At 47.7% G+C, this 16,334-nt stretch carries 12 protein-coding genes; 3 read left to right on the plus strand and 9 right to left on the minus strand.

All coding sequences use genetic code 11. The features are described 5' to 3' along the window. Positions 1-55: 55 nt before the first annotated feature. Positions 56-2,533 carry a heavy metal translocating P-type ATPase metal-binding domain-containing protein gene (locus EXU85_RS27645; protein ID WP_142775186.1) on the minus strand — a complete coding sequence of 826 codons (2,478 nt, stop codon included), beginning with the start codon at positions 2,531-2,533 and terminating at the stop codon, positions 56-58. 234 nt (positions 2,534-2,767) lie between these two features. Here EXU85_RS27645 and hemN point away from each other — a divergent pair, with 234 nt between their 5' ends. Then, positions 2,768-4,144, plus strand: coding sequence for an oxygen-independent coproporphyrinogen III oxidase (gene hemN / locus EXU85_RS27650; RefSeq protein WP_142775187.1), 1,377 nt, complete (start codon positions 2,768-2,770; stop codon positions 4,142-4,144). Between the two features lie 402 nt (positions 4,145-4,546). Here the strand turns inward: hemN and EXU85_RS27655 are convergent, their stop codons facing one another. From EXU85_RS27655 to EXU85_RS27675, 5 genes are all read right to left on the minus strand, one after another. Beyond that, on the minus strand, positions 4,547-4,879 hold the full coding sequence (locus EXU85_RS27655) for a hypothetical protein (protein ID WP_142775188.1): 333 nt from the start codon (positions 4,877-4,879) through the stop codon (positions 4,547-4,549). 119 nt (positions 4,880-4,998) lie between these two features. Then, complete coding sequence (locus EXU85_RS27660) at positions 4,999-5,745, minus strand: GLPGLI family protein (RefSeq protein ID WP_142775189.1); 747 nt, start codon at positions 5,743-5,745, stop codon at positions 4,999-5,001. A gap of 46 nt (positions 5,746-5,791) precedes the next feature. Continuing rightward, positions 5,792-8,635 (minus strand): TonB-dependent receptor domain-containing protein, encoded by a 2,844-nt coding sequence (locus EXU85_RS27665; protein ID WP_142775190.1) that lies wholly within the window; start codon positions 8,633-8,635, stop codon positions 5,792-5,794. A 238-nt stretch (positions 8,636-8,873) separates the two neighbouring features. Further along, the gene (pabB, locus tag EXU85_RS27670) at positions 8,874-10,178 is read right to left on the minus strand and encodes an aminodeoxychorismate synthase component I (protein WP_142775191.1); all 1,305 of its coding nucleotides are present in this window, start codon (positions 10,176-10,178) and stop codon (positions 8,874-8,876) included. Between the two features lie 2 nt (positions 10,179-10,180). Then, a complete protein-coding gene (locus tag EXU85_RS27675; RefSeq protein ID WP_142775192.1) occupies positions 10,181-11,209 on the minus strand; it encodes an NYN domain-containing protein in 1,029 nt (342 codons plus the stop codon). A 372-nt stretch (positions 11,210-11,581) separates the two neighbouring features. Here EXU85_RS27675 and hisB point away from each other — a divergent pair, with 372 nt between their 5' ends. Then, positions 11,582-12,730: a bifunctional histidinol-phosphatase/imidazoleglycerol-phosphate dehydratase HisB gene (gene hisB / locus EXU85_RS27680; RefSeq protein ID WP_142775193.1), complete on the plus strand. Its 1,149-nt coding sequence runs from the start codon at positions 11,582-11,584 to the stop codon at positions 12,728-12,730. Positions 12,731-13,045: 315 nt separating this feature from the next. Continuing rightward, positions 13,046-13,612, plus strand: coding sequence for a 1-acyl-sn-glycerol-3-phosphate acyltransferase (locus EXU85_RS27685; protein ID WP_142775194.1), 567 nt, complete (start codon positions 13,046-13,048; stop codon positions 13,610-13,612). Positions 13,613-13,699: 87 nt separating this feature from the next. On the opposite strand, the gene nspC is transcribed toward EXU85_RS27685, so the two are convergent. The 3 genes from nspC to EXU85_RS27700 form a co-directional block, all read right to left on the minus strand. Continuing rightward, the gene (gene nspC / locus EXU85_RS27690) at positions 13,700-14,851 is read right to left on the minus strand and encodes a carboxynorspermidine decarboxylase (protein ID WP_142775195.1); all 1,152 of its coding nucleotides are present in this window, start codon (positions 14,849-14,851) and stop codon (positions 13,700-13,702) included. Continuing rightward, the gene (locus EXU85_RS27695; protein WP_142775196.1) at positions 14,848-15,327 is read right to left on the minus strand and encodes an energy transducer TonB; all 480 of its coding nucleotides are present in this window, start codon (positions 15,325-15,327) and stop codon (positions 14,848-14,850) included. Before EXU85_RS27695 ends, nspC begins: the two co-directional genes overlap by 4 nt. Positions 15,328-15,470: 143 nt before the next feature. After that, positions 15,471-16,301 (minus strand): energy transducer TonB, encoded by an 831-nt coding sequence (locus tag EXU85_RS27700; RefSeq protein WP_142775197.1) that lies wholly within the window; start codon positions 16,299-16,301, stop codon positions 15,471-15,473. Between the last annotated feature and the right edge of the window lie 33 nt (positions 16,302-16,334).

A 16,334-nucleotide genomic window follows, 5' to 3' on the forward strand; every position in this document is an offset into this window, starting at 1 on the left:
AAAATAGTCTGAAAAGTGTGGCTACGGGCGGTTATCAACCCGCGCCCGACTACCCTTAAATCTTCCGAAAGCGCATGCCTAGTGTAGAAATCGCCAGCATTGTCGCCGAACTGATCGGCATCAGAATAGCCGCCACCACAGGCGACAGGTTCCCCGTTAGGGCATAGCTGAGACCAATGAAGTTGTACAGCAGAGAAACGATAAAACTGAACCGGATCAGGCGCATACCGAATCGAGTGTAGTTCAACATCTGGGGCAGTTGCATTAACGCAGCGGCTTCCAGTATGGCATCACTGGCGGGGGTGAACTGAACGGTATCGTCGGTAACGGCAATACCCACGTCGGCCTGTTTCAAGGCACCAGCGTCGTTTAAGCCATCACCCACCATCATCACCCGCTTATCGTTGGCTTGTAAGTGCTTAATGAAGGCTAATTTTTCTTCAGGCCGGCAATTAAAATGCATCTGCCCAACCTTGGGGAACAAGTGAGTCAATTCGGTCTGGGCATGATCGTTATCGCCAGAGAGCAGATACAGTTGATGCGTGGCGCGTAAATCGGTCAGCATAACCTCTAACCCTGATCGATAATCGTTCGGAAAGCCGAAGTATCCCCGATACTGATGATCGATGCTGAGATAGGTACGTGCTTCGGAAAGTGAACCAGCCACCTCTCCATGGCCTGTGTCCTCACAGACCGCAGGATCCACAAACGAACGAGTACCTAGTTTGACAACCAAACCATCTACAAGCGCCTGAATTCCATGCCCCGGCACTTCGGTAAAATAGTCGATAGAAAGCGGTACATTACCAGATAGATAGGCGGTCAGTTTACGGCTAAGTGGGTGCGCTGACTGTCGAACCAGCGATACAACCATAGCGCGCTCAATTGGATGCAGGGGCCGATCAAACCGCTCAGCTACTGCATGTTGTGGGGTCGTGAGTGTACCCGTTTTGTCGAAAACGATAGTATCGCAGGCCGCCATTTTTTCAATAACATCGGCGTTTTTGAGGTATAGATGCCGTTTTCCCAGCAACCGCAAGCCGTTTCCCAACGCAAAAGGGTACGATAGCGACAGTGCGCAGGGACAGGCAATAATGAGCACGGCGGTAAAAGCGTTGATGGCCCTGGCGGGATCGTGGTAGGCATACCAGTACAAACCTACCAGGGCAGCCACCGACATAACGGTTACGGTAAAATACGTTCCAACCGCATCGGCGAAGGTGCGGATTCGGGAGGTATCGTCCTTTTGAAAAGCATCGTTGTTCCAGAGTTGGGTGAGGTAACTTTGCGATACCTCGCGTACCACTTCCAGTTCAATGGCTTCGCCCACCTGCTTCCCGCCTGCATAAACCAGCGCACCAGGTTCCTTGGCTTCCGGCTCCGATTCACCCGTTACAAAACTATAATCAATCATGCCCTGGCCTTTATAAAGCAAGCCATCGGCAGGGATCAACTCCTGATTTCGCACCCGAATTCGATCTCCTTTACGGAGTTGGGCAAGGGGCACGGAGCAGGAGGCAGGGGGGGCGGATCTACTTACGCCCTGCTCTGCGCTCCCTGCCCCGCGCCCCACCACCGTTACCGCCAATGGGAAGTACGATTTGTAATCCCGCTCGAACGACAGGAATTCGTGGGTACGCTGCTGGAACCATTTACCACATAACAAAAAGAAAATCAGGCCCGCTAGCGAATCAAAATAGCCAGCACCATCAAGCGCCAACACTTCATAAGTCCCCCGAAAAAAGGCTACCAGAATGCCGAGTAGAATGGGAAAGTCGATATTTATAGTGCCCTTTCGCAGTGCCGTCCAGACGGACTCAAAATAACCCGATGCCGAATAAAATACAACGGGAATGGCCAGCAGCAAATTGAGTATCCCGAACAGGTGTTTGAACGACGGATCAGTAAGGCCCAGGTATTCGGGGAAGCTGAACAGCATGATATTCCCCGCGCAAAAGCCCGCTACGCCAAGCCGATAGAGGAACGGCCGATTTGATATTTTTTGCCCGGCCTGCACCACATCGTTGAGGCTAATCAGTGGTTCGTAGCCAATGGAACTAAGCAGTTCGACTACCTGACGAAGTGTTAGCTCGGCGGGATTATACGTCAGATGGACTTGTTTTTTCAGGAAATCAACCCGCGCCTGCTGAATAGCAGGATTAATCCGATACAGGTGTTCCAGTAGCCACAGGCAGGAGCTACAGTGAATGGTGGGAATATAAAACGTAACCTTAGCAGTAGACTCGCTGGAAAACTCCAGCAATTGAGCCACAATATCAGGGTGGTCTAGAAACTCCAGCCGCGTGTGTCGGGCGTCACTAGCCTTCAGATTGTTTCCCGGTCTGGTAGTGCGGCCTTGACCCGACAGTTGCTCGATGTCGTAATATTGACAAAGCTGATGTTGACTCAGGATACTATATACTGTTTTGCAGCCATCGCAGCAGAATGGTTTATCATCAAGAACGATTGACTCGTCGGGGCATTCATTGCCGCAGTGGTAGCAGATGGTTGATGAAATCGTAGCCGTACTCATACCTCATAATTTGGAGGCAAGTTGGCACCAGCGCGCAACTTAACTCCTGATTATCATCAACCCGAGACCTGATACCACTCAGGAGTTACCACGCATGAACAAGCCATTTTTGCTTACACAATAGCAGGGTGCATAGGGCAGGGAGCACGGTGCGGGGAGTATGCAAAAAGGGTTAGTACTCCGTTTCTATAGCTGGCTCCCGGCACCGCGCTCCCTGCCCTATGCCGATCAACCATGAATCCGCTCATCGAGAAATATAACGTCCCAGGCCCACGCTATACCAGTTACCCAACCGTACCTTTCTGGGACGAAACCACGTTTAGCGAAGCCGCCTGGGTATACCATTTGAAACGGGCTTTTTCAGCTACGAATTCAACAACAGGCATTAGTCTCTATATCCATTTGCCTTATTGCGAGAGCCTTTGCACGTTCTGTGGCTGCAACAAACGCATCACAAAAAACCATGCTGTTGAGGTGCCTTACATAGAAGCCTTATTAACCGAGTGGAATCTCTATTGCGATTTATTGCCCGAAAAACCACGCATTGCCGAACTACACTTAGGTGGCGGAACACCCAGCTTTTTTGCACCCGATCAACTGGAACGGCTCTTAACCGGAATCTTTGAGCGCGCTACGCCCACCGATTTTCCCGACTACGGTTGGGAAGGACACCCGAACAACACAACCCGGCAGCATTTGCAGGTTTTATACAACTTTGGTTTCCGGCGCGTGAGTTTTGGCGTTCAGGATTATGACCCTGTGGTACAAGAAGCCATTCATCGGCATCAGCCGTTCGGGAATGTACAACAGGTAACAAACTGGGCACGTCAGATTGGCTATACATCAATAAGCCATGATCTGGTGTTCGGGCTGCCGCACCAAACGACCGATTCAATCGAGGATACGATCTATAAAACCCTAACCCTCCGGCCCGACCGTATTGCGTTTTATTCCTACGCTCATGTACCCTGGCTCAAGGGAAATGGCCAGCGCGGCTTCCGGGATGAAGACCTGCCCTCGGGCGATGAGAAGCGAGTTTTGTACGAAACCGGCCGGGACTTATTAGAAAGTGCGGGCTACGTTGAAATTGGCATGGATCACTTTGCCAGGACGCACGATAGCCTGTACAAAGCCATGGAAACGGGTCACCTCCACCGGAACTTCATGGGGTATACAACCACACAAACGCGCGTATTACTCGGACTTGGGGTGTCTTCGATCAGCGATGTCTGGTCGGCGTTTGCACAGAATGAGAAAGATGTAGATACCTATACCAATCGGGTTCTGGCAGGTGAGTTGCCCTTGCTACGTGGCCATGTTCTTGATGATCAGGACCAGTTTCTGCGTCGGCAAATTCTGAACATCATGTGTCAGGGCGAAACGCATTGGCACATTGGCAGTTGGTCGAAACGGGAGTGGGAAGACCTCGCCAAACGACTGGACGAATTCCGACTCGATGGGCTATTGGACTATGATGCAGAAGGGTTACGCGTCCATCCCGAAGGTCGCCCCTTTCTTCGGAACATCTGCATGGCGTTCGATGAGCGACTGAATTACGCGAAGCTAAATGTCGGCCCGGCCAAAACAAGGTTGTTTTCACAGACGGTTTGAGCAGATTTCTGTTAGCCATAGCCTCGTTAGGGGCGACCTGTCAATAGCAGGCAAGTAAATACACACGTCATAATAAGCGCCGTAGGTGCGACCTGATTCAGTTCATAATAGGTCGCACCTACGGCGCTTTGAGCATAGGAGTTGGCTATTTTACTATTGACAGGCCACTCCTACGGAGTTTACATACAAGCCAAAATAATTATAAATCAGAACGACTCATGCCGTAAACCATAAAACGAGCAGCCCCTGGCTCAACGTAGTACTAAACTCATTTTGAGTCCACAAAAAACGAACCGCCTGATTCACACCGGGCGGTTCGTTTAGTTAACATAGGTTGGCTAGTTTCGGGTGCCAGTCGACCCGCATAGACCAGCAGGCTGGATTACTGATCGTATGCTCAAATTACAGTAAGTCAATGGCGATCATCAGCAAGTGCAGAACCAGGCTAGTCGCAAATGCGGGGAAAATATATTTTACTGGAAAAGCCGACAGAATTGGGATTAGCACCAACAGAAAACAAAGCATGCTCACCAGAAACTGCCAGTCGCCACCGCCAAAGTTCGACATGATCAATAACAGGGCGGGCGACAGTATACAACCCTGAATAGCCAATGCCGAAACGGCCCAGCCAAAGCGGTTGAATTCGGCTTTAGCCACGTAGTTTTTATAAGCAGCTAACCAGCTAGAATCGGCTGTATTTGTATAATTAGTTGTTGAGTGCGAGAGCGTTGCCATAAGTTGTGTTCGTTTAAATGATGACACAAAATAAAGCGTGGGCTATTGTAACCTATATGACGTTCGTCAGGTCAACAACTGATCTTTATCTGGTATGGACGAAGCAGACAGCCGCTTTTTTAGTATCGAATTTCCCAGTATGGATTCTGATGAGCCGTCATTTGCTCAGAAATGTATTGGCTAATTACTTTGTCGTAATCAGCATCCGTGATTTTCTTGCCCTTAGTTTTAGGCAATTTCAGATCGTCGGGCGTAAGCGGTCGGAACGCGACACCAATGGCTTCAATGATTACATCGCCATCGTTGACATTTAATTCCAGAATCAGGCCGGGTAGCCCATTTATGCGTTCGGGTCCGGCAGGCACAGGAATATCCTGGGCAAACCAGGCTGTAATCTTCTGTTTCTTAATCGGGTCTTCGGTTTCGGCTTTCATACAGATATAGCCCGCTACCTCTTTGATTTGATTACCGATTTTCCAAACGGGGGTATGCAGCGAATCATCAACAATGTAGGTTTTTCCCAGCATTTCAATGATGTCGTTTTTCTTATCCTTCTCAAAATTACGATAGAGAATATAGTCGTATTTACGCCAGGAATACCCCCCCTCTTCTGGCTCATCACTGTTGTAGGTATATCGGCTTTCGTTGGGACTAAAGGCCAGTTTCATCTTAGTGCCCTTATTATTATCGTCCCAGTTTTTCGTAATCTGCGCCATTCGGTCTTTTTGCTCCTGACTCAAAAATGTCAATCGACTGGCAATCTTCACCCAGTATTCTTTACGAACGTAGGTAACAATTCCTTCGCTTTTCTGCGCCATTGCCATCGAGCTAGTCAGCAGGCAAAGGATAATTAGTATTTTTTTCATAATCGACGTTTCAACAAAATAGTAGATAGGTAAGGAAACTGTTGGCTCAGAAAAAGCCATCCCGGCGCATTTTGGCCTGAACACCCCGCATGTTATAGGTAAAACCAATTGTAAAATAGCGTGCCAGCGTCTGGATCGTTTCTGACTGCGTGTAGTTGGCACCACGATTTAACGATACCGCTACGTTCCGATTCAACATATCGGTAGCCGTTAAGCGAATTTCAGCCCGTTTGGCTTTTCCCAGAATATGATACATAGCCCCATTCCAGATGGGAATTCGCTGATCAAAGTCCAACTGCGTATTTTTACTAATTCGGTAGTTCAGCGTTGTATTAATGTAGAAATCGTGCGGTAATTTCAGCGTCAGCTCCCCACCAAAGTTGTTGTTAATAAATTGATTACGAATCGAGCTAATTGAAAATTCCGTAGTAGTAACCCCAAAATTGGCATTTCCATAGAATGTTAGCCAATCAACAGGTGTCAGGCTCAAGCGCCCGCCTGCATTAAAACCCTGGCTCTTTGCCTCATTGAGTACATCGTTAATTTTAGCAGGATTCTTTCCCAGGCTTACATTAGCGTTCAGATCGAGCGTTGCCTTGGTTTTCTTGAGTGGGAAGCCAAATCCGAGGTACGAATTGAAATTCTGTCCACCGGATAGATTTTCAGGCTTTATCACTGTAACCAGTGTCTGCGCATTTGTCGTTTGGCTATTCACTATTTGATTCACATACTTGGTTCCGTTCATCCCTACATATAAGTTCATGAAGCTTCCCGGATTAAAATAGTTGAAGCCAATGTTTATATTATGCCCCAATTGCGGCAACAGATCGGGATTACCTTCATTGATAAACAGTGGGTTACTATTATTCCGAATCGGCTGGAGCTGGAGTGACGTTGGAATCTGAACGCTTACGTTATACCCTCCATAGAGGTACTTATTATTTTTCAGATCGTAGTTTAAGCCCACGTTTGGAATCATCGTTGTAAACACCCGGCTAATGGGTGTAAACGTCGCAGCCGTCTGATCGGGAGCAAACTGCCCATTCAGTGTAAACCGTTGGCCTGCCAATCCAACCGAAACGTTCAGGCCTTTGTAGGAGTAACGAACACTGCTTCCCAGCCGGTTATAGACGTAATTGTTTTTGTAGTACAAGCTTAGAGTATCATTGTGAATGTAGCGACCATCTCCCCGGTTAAATACATCGCGATCCACTTCGTCATTCCGCAGGCTAAAGTTGTAAAATGTTTCCCAGGTAAATCGTTTGGCAAAGGGCTCTACATACTGTAAACTGGCTTTGTACTCGCTCCGCACAATATTGTTGTGCTGATCCTGGTGAATATCAGCCGATTTGTCGGCTGCGGTAATGGGGCCAGAGTAGGTATTTTGAGAGTCTAAAATGAGGTTCGCGTTATTGGTGTTTACTTCATACGTGGCACTGGCAGCCAAACTACGGCCTTTTTTACTCTTCATTTTGTGGCGATAAATCAGAGAGTTCGATGATGAAAACTGTTTCTGATCACTGCCGTTCGTACTTTCGTTATGTGTTGTCGCGCCATTGCTTCGGGCCAGATCCTGAATGCGGAAAAGCCGGGCATTACCAACGCCATATCGGCTATTATTGATAAAAAGCAGGGTGTTCAGCGTATCAATCTGTTTTTCGTACCGTAAGCTAACGCGGTGGTTTCCATTGAAATTAACCTGATTACTGGTTTCGTCGGTTGTATACTCGCTCTGGGGCAGCGAGACATTTCGGTTTCGGTTTGCATTCAGTTCCAGTCGGGTCTGGTTATAATAATAGCTACCACTCCATTTTTTCTCTTTTGTATCGAAGTTGTAATTGGCTCCACCGGCTGCATTGTTAGAAAAACCTACTCCCTGGCGGCCACTCACAGGAATGCCCAGTCCTTCGTCGCCACTGTCGGAGAAATAAAAGAAGTTACCGCCACTGAAACCGAAATCTGCGTTCTGATTGGAATTGTATGCATTACTACCCCGAAAATCCTGGTAATCATTCTGCGATAGTCCCTGCTGATTCGTGTTATTTCCCAACCCGACCAGCGAGAACTGGTGCTTGGAATTGAATTTATTGTAAATCCCTTTCACTTCGGCCCGTGCCGATACGTTGTTGGAGGCCGGTCCTGCTGCCGCCGTTATTTTTCCGAAGCCACCTTTCTTAAACTCTTCTTTCAGTTCCAGATTGATGGTTTTTTCTTTCTTACCATCATCAACGCCCGTTAATTTGGCCTGTTCTGTTTTGTCGTTAAAGACCTGGACTTTCGTAATGGCTTCGGCCTGAAGGTTTTTGGTCGCCTGTTTTGGGTCGTTGCCAAAGAAGTTCTTCCCATCAACGGTCAGTTTCTTCACATCCTGGCCCTGTGCTTTAATATTACCATCCTGATCGATCTGCACACCCGGCAGTTTTCGCAATAAATCCTCAACCGTTGAGCCGGGTGGTACTTTAAACGAACTGGCGTTATACTCAATCGTATCTCCTTTGATGGTCAATGGGGCTTTAGCTGTACGAACAACCACCTCCATCAACTCTCGGGTAATGGGCTTCAACTTTAGTTTACCCAGATCTATTACGGCCTCCGTCGATGGTTTGATAACCTGGTTGTAGGGAATGAAGCCGACAAATGAAATCTTCAGAACGTAGTTACCAACCTTAATATTCTTGAACGAAAATGCACCATTGTCGCCCGTACGGGTGAAATTCACCAGCGACGAATCTTTGGCGCTCAACAGCATAACGGTAGATGAACCAAGTGGTACCGATGCGGTGTCGACGGCCTGGCCCTGAAGCGTAAAGCGGGTAATCGCAGACGGACTTTGAGCGTAAAGCGTAGCCGTCAGTAGACACAATACGGCCAACAGGGAAAGGTTTCTCATGGATAGTAGAAGTAAGGATAATAGGATAATGGAAGCAAATATAGACGCCTGACCTTACGCTGTTTACCTGATTAACGATTTTTAACTAAATTTATAGTAGCGAATTTAGCTAACGGTCATTAGTGCTCATAATGAGTCGTTAATCCGACAAAACGTTGCAAGGGGTATACTATACGAGTAGAAAAAGGAAACAATTCCACAAAAAAAGTTTGGAGAATTGTCCATAAAGCCCGCTTAGCTAAAAACTAGCCCCCAGCACATCCCGAATCGCCTTTGCTTTTAGCAGGCATTCCTCCCATTCCTGTGCAGGATCGGCATCGTAGGTAATGGCGCTGCCCACAGAAAATGAAGCATATTGAGTTTGGGCATTGTAGAGCAGCGTTCGGATAACAACATTAAAATCAAAATCACCCTCGGGAGTTATAAAACCAACTGCCCCCGAATACACTCCCCTCCTACTGACTTCCAGTTCATCGATTAACTCCATAGCCCGGATTTTGGGGGCACCCGTCATGCTCCCCATTGGAAAGGCATTACGGATAGCATCAGCCCAGGAAACATCGTCACGGAGGGTTGCCGATACTGTCGAAATCATCTGATACACCTGCTTGAACCCATAGATACCAAAGAGTTCATCCACCCACACTGAGCCGGTTTTGGCACTTCGGGCGAGATCGTTACGGACCAGATCGACAATCATCAGATTTTCGGCCCGCTCTTTTTCAGAGTTCAGCAGTTGGGCACGAAGAATAACATCTTCTTCCGACGTTCTCCCTCTACGAATGGTGCCTTTTATAGGCTGTGATAAAATGGTCCGGCCTTTTTTAGTCAAAAATCGCTCTGGAGACGCACCCATAACATACCGATCCCCAATTTTCAGAAAACTCGAGAACGGCATCGGCGACCGTTCATTCAAGGCGAGATAGGTGGACAACGGGTCCAAGTCGATCTGCTCGGCAAAAAACTCAATGCAATAATTTAGCTCATACACATCGCCCGCCAGGATATGCTGCTGAATTCGGCGAACATTGGCCAGGTATTCATTGGGGGTAACGCGGCATTGGATGGCGCGAGGAGCAGGGGAAAGGGCGCGAGGAGCAGGAGATGAAGATAAGGCTACTAACTGACTCCACAATTCGTTTGGATCACCTTTTCCCCGAATCACTAGGCTATCCTCTTCAAAATCAATGATCCACTCTGGTTCCACAAAATAAGCATCCGGGAAACCAAGCCGATTGGGATTACGGCTATTAAGCGCTTCGAGCTGATTCTTGAGATCATAACCCAGATAACCAACCAGAAATGAGGGATGCGCGTGGTGAGCGTCGGCCAATGCCTGAATGGCTGTTGAGTCCGAAAACGAAATAACCCGTTTCTGTCCGACAAATAATCGGTTCGGAAACGGGTCATTTGGGTAAGCAACAGTATTATTATTCAGAAACGCGACAAAACCGTCTTTGTGTGCCTGTTGCCCCATTGCCCAGGTCAACGCATGCCCCCGAATTGCCGGGATGTTGTCAACAGTCACCCGCAAAACGTTCATTGTTACGTATGTATCAATCGAACATCAACGGCAATGTCTTTACCCTCAGCATTCTGGCCAATGGTAAATTCAACTTCGTCGTCTACCTGCAACTCGTTGAAGTCGGTATCAACCAGGCTTGTATAGTGGAAAAACAGATTGTTGGGCGGATAGTTTACAAAACCATAACCGGTTTTCAGGCTGCGAATGGTACTTATTTTACGTCCTTCCGGGTCATCGTCTACCAAATCCAAGCCATCGGCAAGGTTGTAGTTAGGCTCGTCGGACGATGAATAGGCGGAATCATAGGCATCGCTCGCTGAGAGTCCGCTACCGAATCCATTCGCATAACTGCTGCCATTGGCAGCCACAGCTGTAAAGGTTGGGCGAGCAGCCTGTTGCTTCACAAACAGATTCTGAATGACCATATCATTTCGGCGGCTCCGGTCATCAATCAGGCCGTGCATACCAACTGGATACGATACTTCCTCCAGTAAATCCTGCGAGGTACGCGTAACCTGTTTTTCGCCTTGCTCGTTCAGGAATTCAAAATCCCAGCTCAGCACCATGATTCGGGAACCAAGCGTGTTTAGTTTACGAATAAGGGGCACATAATCTCCATCGGATGTAATGAGTACTACTACATCGAATTTCTTATACTGAGCCAATTCAAAGGCTTCGAGGGCTAACCATACATCAATCCCTTTTTCCTGCCGATAACCCTGATATGTTTTTACGGGAAGGTAGTGCGTGACTACCCCTTCCGACATTAGAATATCATCGAATAACCGATCGTAGAAGAGCTGATTACCGCGTTGGTTAGCTTCATGGGCATTTAATCGCCCACGAAAATAATGTGCATCTACAATCTGACACAGGCGTTCGTTGACGCCTTCCTCTTCGGCTACCTGCCGACGAATGAATGCGTGCAGGCCTGAAATACTGATACGGCTGCGACGTTCGTGAGAATAATTATAGTAGTTGCTTACGTGTAAAAAATAGTTACCGTCATAGAAAACCCCAATCCGGGTTAGTCGGGATGCTGCTGGCATGCTGTACCTAAATGTTTATAATTGTATGATTATGTAAGAGAATACATTAAATTTTTCCTTTTAGTACGGTTGGCTGGTGGTATATGGATTGTATGGCTACGAAGAAAATTGGTTTATAAGCAATCTATTTTATTCGTATAGATTAAATGGGCAAAACAAGTTAATAATAAGCTATTCACTAAGCCGACTATGTAGTCAGTAAGCGTTAAGTATTATAAATAATAGACTTTAATAAGCCCAAAAAGTAACATATAACAAAGAAAATCGGTGCGGGGAGCAATCAGAATAGCTATAAAACTATTCTGCAAACATAACACTTTTTCGCATGCTTTGCACTCGAACCGTATCTTTGTTGGCTTATTCCTGCACACTATGCAAAAAATTCTGTTTATCGACCGCGATGGTACGCTCATCCTTGAGCCACAACCCGATCAGCAGGTCGATTCGTTAGCCAAGCTTGACTATATTCCCAAAGCTATTTCGGCTATGCGGACAATTGCCGAAGAAACGGATTATGAGTTGGTGATGGTCACCAATCAGGACGGCCTTGGCACGGATGCATTTCCAGAAGACACTTTCTGGCCCGCTCATAACAAAATGTTAGCCACATTTGCCGGAGAAAATGTTCATTTCTCGGCGGTTCACATAGACCGCCATTTCCCGCGTGACAACTCACCTACCCGTAAGCCAGGCATCGGGATGCTAACCGAATATTTTACGGATGCCTATGATCTGGCAAACAGCTATGTCATTGGCGACCGGCTGACCGACGTGCAGTTAGCGGTAAATCTGGGTGCCAAAGCGATTTTATTTCTACCACCAGATGGGCTGGCCACCGTGCAGGCAGCTGATGTGTCAGGAATGACGGAGGCTATGCAGAACGCCATTGCCCTTAAAACCGACGACTGGGATCAGATTTACGCGTTTCTTCGATTACCAGCCCGAACGGCAACCGTTGAACGTACTACGAAAGAAACCCAAATCCGAGTCGACTTAAACCTCGATGGAAAGGGTCAGGCCAAAATCCATACCGGGCTTGGCTTCTTCGACCATATGCTCGACCAGGTGGCCAAGCATTCGGGGGCGGACCTGAGCATTCAGGTCAACGGCGATCTGCACATCGACGAACACCATACCATTGAAGATACGGCACTCGCCCTGGGCGAAGCCTACCGACGCGCCCTTGGCGACAAGCGGGGCATTAGTCGTTATGGGTTCCTGCTACCGATGGACGAAGCGCTGGCGCAAGTTGGCATTGACTTCTCAGGACGGCCCTGGCTCGTTTGGGATGCCGACTTTAAGCGCGAGAAAATCGGCGATATGCCTACCGAAATGTTCTTCCATTTCTTCAAGTCATTTTCTGATACGGCGCTCTGTAATCTTAACATTAAAGTTGAAGGCGACAATGAGCATCACAAAATCGAAGCCATTTTTAAAGCCTTTGCTAAAGCCATTAAAATGGCTGTTCGGCGCGATATAAAAGAACTGGATAACCTGCCCAGTACGAAGGGGGTTTTATAGGTCAGTTTGAAGTTTATAGTTCGAGGTTTGAAGTTGATTAGAGGGCGAATAACTTCAAACCTCGAACTGCGAACTGCGAACTTCAAACTTATTAATTACTTTTGCATCTGAATTCAACTGAATATCGATATGGATTTATCAACTCCTTTGACGCTCCTGTTCTACGCTGTACTGCTGATCGCTTCGTTTATGACAGGCCGGTGGTTAGAGAAGAATGACCGGAAGTATTAAAATTAGTCAACAGTCTTTAGTTAATAGTCAACAATAACTACTATGTATTGTCTGTTGACTATTGACTAAAGATTGTTGAGCCTTATGCTTAGTGCTATTACCCGTTGGTTATTTAAGCTTGCCGGATGGCGAGTTGTTGGCCCCGTTCCAGACATATCGAAAGCGATCTGGGTCGTAGCACCTCACACAACCAATTGGGATTTCCTTCTCGGTCTTGGCATTCGCCCAACTATTCATGTCTGGATTGAATACCTTGCTAAAAGCTCACTCTTTACTTGGTACTCAGGCTGGTTATTTCGGGCACTGGGAGGTAAACCCGTCTACCGAGACAAGTCACACAATTTAGTGGATGCGATGGTTGCCGTGTTCAATTCAACTGAGCGGTTGCATATCTGTATTGCTCCTGAAGGTACCCGCAGCAACGTTTCAAAGCTAAAAACGGGCTTCTATTACATTGCCTTTAAAGCGAGCGTTCCGCTTATTCCGGTTGGCTTCGACTGGCCCCGTAAACTCGTTATTATCGGTACCCCCCTATACACTACGGGCAATTACTCTGCCGATATGATACCCTTCTACGAGTTTTTTTCCCAGATTCATGGCATTAAGAAAGACTGGCTGAAGCAGTGGGAAGAAACGGGGATAATTGACTAGCAGGGTCTCGTTGAAATATATGGCTAAAAAAAAGCGGTGCCACGGTTTAGAACCGTGGCACCGCTTTTTTTTAGCTGACTTCACACGTTAACTCAGTCGATCTTTAAAACTCTCGTAGCCGTAGGTTTTGACCAGCTGAAATGTCTCGTTTTCCTTCCAGATACCAATAGCGGGCAAGTTCACCCCATTGAAGGTTGTGGTTTTCACCATGGTGTAATGAATCATGTCATCAAACACGAGTTTATCACCAATTTCCAGGGGTTCGTCAAATGAGTAATCACCCATGAAATCGCCAGCGAGGCAAGTCATACCACCCAGGCGATAGGTTGGTTTGCCCGCAACAGGCTCGTGGTATGAATTGATAATCCGTGGCTTATAGGGCATTTCGAGCGTATCGGGCATATGGGCAGCAAACGACGTATCTAAAACCGCGACGTGAATTCCCTGGCTATCCAGCACATCGAGCACTTCTGATACCAGCACACCCGTTTGCCAGGCAATGGCGGAACCGGGTTCCAGAATTACATCCACATTATATTTCTGTCGGAAAGCAGTCAGCAAGCCAATCAGGTGATTCGTGTCATACCCCTCGCGGCTCATTAAATGTCCTCCTCCGAAATTAACCCACTTCGCCTGATGAAGCAGATCACTAAATCGGGCTTCGAGAGCCTCAAGCGTGCGCTCTAATGTAAATGAATCATTTTCGCAGAGGGTGTGAAAGTGAATTCCCTCCAGCCCCTCCGGTAATTGATCAGGCAGCTGATCACGCGTGGCACCCAGTCGTGAACCCGGTACGCAGGGATTATACATATCCGTGGCCACTTCGGAGTATTGCGGATTTACCCGAATGCCGCAGGAAACGCGCCCAACCGCCCGGTCCTTATATCGCTCCCACTGGCTCCAGGAATTGAAAGTCAGGTGGCTGCTACGGCTAACGACTTCATCAAAAGTAGCATCCTGATAAGCAGGTATATAGGTATGCGCCTGCACGCCCATGTACTCGTTCACGAGTTTGATTTCGTTGAGCGAACTGGCTGTCGCACCGCTTAAATATTCACGCACCAACGGGAACGCACTATACATGGAAAAGCCTTTCAATGCCAGAATAATGGTTACGCCAGCCGCCTTCTGCACCGAATCGAGTAAGGCAAGGTTTCGGCGTAGTTTAGCTTCTTCCAGGATAAAGCAGGGCGACGGAATAGCAGCGTCATTGAGGTTTTGCAACAAAGTCGTATTCATCCCGCAAAGGTAGGCAAACCTCTGTATCGTACCTTGACCTTTGGATAGTCGGTTCCGAAAAGTATAGGCAAATTGTACTTGACTCGTATTAGTCTGCCCGATTGACTTCCTGGCTCCCAACACGGCATTGCTCTAACAACCCGCATAGCCTCTTCGTCGCAGCCGTAGCCAAGGCCTTTCAGGACGGTAATATCCGTACGGGAACCATCTAGTTCAACTATGAACGAAACAAAAAGCCGGTCTTTAATCTTTGCTTTTTTAGCTTCTGGTGGATATTGAACTGATGTTTTAAGGTATTCCATTAATGCACCTATTCCACCAGGAAATTCGGGTTGCTTTTCTACAACTGTGTACACATTCATATCTCGTTCAGCCAATCGTTGGGCGAAACAGGCAACTGAGAGTAAAAACAAACCGATAGTCAGAAAGCAAGCTTTACTGACTATCGGTTGACGCGTATATAAATTTACATGCATGCGAATTATTGGTTAGAGCGTACAGCCTACTGGATGCACACTCTACACATTTTCCACAAGTTTCTGAAGGTCATGGTGTTGCATACGCCATATCTTGGAAATATGGCGTATGCAACACCATGACCTTCAGAAACTTAGGCTTATTATTCCAATGTAAACGAAATGGGCAAATTATACTTTACCCGGACGGCCCGTCCTGCCTGCTTGCCGGGTCGCCAATTAGGCATTTTTCTCATTACGCGTATGGCTTCTTCATCGCAACCAAAGCCAATTCCTTTCAGTACCTGCAAGTCAGTAAGGCTCCCATCCGTATTGACGACAAAGCTGACGAACACCCGTCCCGAAACACCCGCCGAGGCCGCTGAGCGTGGGTAATTTAGGTTTTTACTCAGGAAGTTTCTCAGTGCATCCAGCCCCCCGGGGTATTCGGGTTGTTGCTCAACCGTGATAAATGGTGCTTCGGTCTTCGTTTCTACCTCTACCGCCTTTTCCTGCACCGTAGCCACTTTTGCCTCAGGCGCAGCAATCACCTCCACATCGCCAGAACCTTCGGCGGTTTCAGGCCCTGAAGTAGCATCCTGAAGTTGATCAACCGTAGCAGGCGGATTCTCTTCCACTACATCGGCCTCGGGCATAACTACAGGCGGTAGATTTCGAACCGTATTAACGGTTGGCTGCTTCTCAACAGGTGGCAACTCGATGGGTTTTTCGGCAGGAAGCTCCTTGATCTTGGTCAGCGACACCTCAGTCATTGACTGTTTAGTAGCGAAATCTGCCTGAGGCCAAAACCGGTCGTAGAGCATGGGACCAGATAGTCCCATCAAAAATAAACCGACACCCAGCCCTAATGCGCGGCTGAGTGTCGGTCGGTAATGCTGGCGCAGGTCAAAAGCACCATAGGCCTTATGACGGGCCTGAAAAATAACGTCGTCGTAAGTCAGTGCGACGGATACTGGAGCATCGGAGTGAAGCATAGCGTTAGATCGTTTATAACGCCAGGATGTTCC

It is taken from the genome of Spirosoma sp. KCTC 42546, from assembly GCF_006965485.1.
Lineage (GTDB): Bacteria > Bacteroidota > Bacteroidia > Cytophagales > Spirosomataceae > Spirosoma.